Source organism: Allobosea sp. 01N443, from assembly GCF_056399325.1.
On the sequence record NZ_JBFTRC010000373.1, the window covers coordinates 1 to 1,747 of the forward strand.

Annotated in this window: 1 protein-coding gene and 1 pseudogene; one reads left to right on the forward strand and one right to left on the reverse strand. The window is 65.0% G+C overall.

Annotated elements, in window-relative coordinates; translation table 11 throughout:
- A partial coding sequence (locus tag AC1DRP_RS36450; protein ID WP_476771121.1) for an autotransporter outer membrane beta-barrel domain-containing protein occupies positions 1-346 on the forward strand: 346 nt, incomplete at its 5' end.
- A 268-nt stretch (positions 347-614) separates the two neighbouring features.
- Here AC1DRP_RS36450 and AC1DRP_RS36455 read toward each other — a convergent pair.
- Positions 615-1,747, reverse strand: a pseudogene (locus tag AC1DRP_RS36455) (transposase); the annotation flags it as partial.

The following is a 1,747-nucleotide window of genomic DNA, read 5'->3' on the forward strand; positions in this document are numbered from 1 at the left end:
AACGGAGCGCGATCGCTTCTCTGCGGTTCGCTTTTCGCCCGACGATGCTCTGACCGGCCGGATCGGCGCTCGGCTTACCGGCGATTGGGTGATGGGCGGGATGACGCTGAAACCCTATCTCCTCGCCAATGTCTGGCGCACGTTTTCCGCCAGCGACACGACGACCTTCAACGTCACGCCGATTACAACCGGCTTCGGATCCACCTCGCTGGAACTCGGCGGCGGCGTTGCGGCCCAAGTGATGCCGAACGTCGGCGTCTACGCGGCGGCGAGCTACACCAGCAATCTCGGCGGCGACGATCGCCGCGGCATCAAGGGCAATCTCGGCCTGCGCGTCACCTGGTAGGCGCGGCCCCTGCCGACACTTCACACGCAGGGTCTTACGATTGGTTCCGAGCCGGGGCGGGCCTTTGCGAATCTGGCAAACCCGGCGTCCTTACATTGCCTTCAGTCATGTGCCTGCAAGCGGACCCTCAGATGTCGGCAATGGGGCCAACTCCGGTCGTCAGACGCCGATCTTCCAATGTCTCAGATGGGTCGATTGTGTTGAAGAAGTCGGCGCTGGGTAGACTATCGATTGAGGCTGGGTGGCTTTGTGAGAGAGGCCTTCGCCCTCATGCCGCCCGTGGCGGCGCTCCCACCGGCATCAGCTTCGCCATTTTCCTGAGGTTATGGGCAGTGGCTGCGAGGAGGAACTCATCGCGGGCACCGCATGGTCCTCGCAGTCTCAAGCGGTCGAGTTTGAGGATGCGCTTCAGGTGCGCGAACAGCATCTCGACCTTCTTCCGTTCGCGTCGCGAGGTGACGTAGGCATCGGTGGCAGCGATGTCGCGCGCCATGTCGCGGGCGCCCTCGTGGATGGAGCGCAGAAGCTTGCGGGCAGGTTCTTTCGGACAGCAGCGCGGCTTCAGGGAACAGGCATCGCAGTCGCGCTTGACGGCTCTGTAGCGCATGAGGCCTTCACGATCGATGCCGTCGCGCGGCACCGCGAAGGGGCGGCGAAACTGCCGAAGCTCCTTGCCGCCCGGGCAGATGTAGAGATCGCGATCATGATCATAGGCGAAGTCGGATCGGCTGAAGGTGCCGTCCCGACGCTGGGATTTGTCGAACACGGGAACATGYGGCTCGATCCCGCGCTCGTGCACCAGCCAGGCGAGATTGTCGGCTGAGCCATAGGCTGCGTCCGCGACCAGCTTCTCGGGCCAGGTGCCGARCCTGTCCTGGGTGCGCTCGATCATGGTCCGCGCGGCGCCGACCTCGGCCTGCCGCACAGCCGTGGTCGCCTCCACATCCATGATGACGGCGTGCTTCAGGTCGATCAGATAGTTKGTCGCATAGGCGAAGAAGGCTTGCCCGCCATGGGCAGCCGTCCAGCGTGCGGCAGGGTCAGCTGGCGAGAGGAACTTGGGCACGACCGGCGTCGCCGCGCCGAAGGCCGCWTCGTCCAACACACGGCCAGATACTCGCGCACCGCATGGTTGGCGGCCTCRGGCGCCAGCCCATCCTTGCCGGGCACGCCGTTSTGGCGATTGGCATCGGCCTTGATCAGGCTGGCGTCGACCGCAAATCCCTCGCCACCGACCAGCCCTTCCGCCATGCAGCGTCGAACCGTCGTCTCGAAGACCTCGCGCAGCAGATCGCTGTCGCGGAAGCGACCGTGCCGGTTCTTCGAGAAGGTGGAATGGTCGGGCACATCCCCCTCCAGGCCAAGCCGGSAGAGATGGAGTAGGCGGGCGGTCGCGCCAGG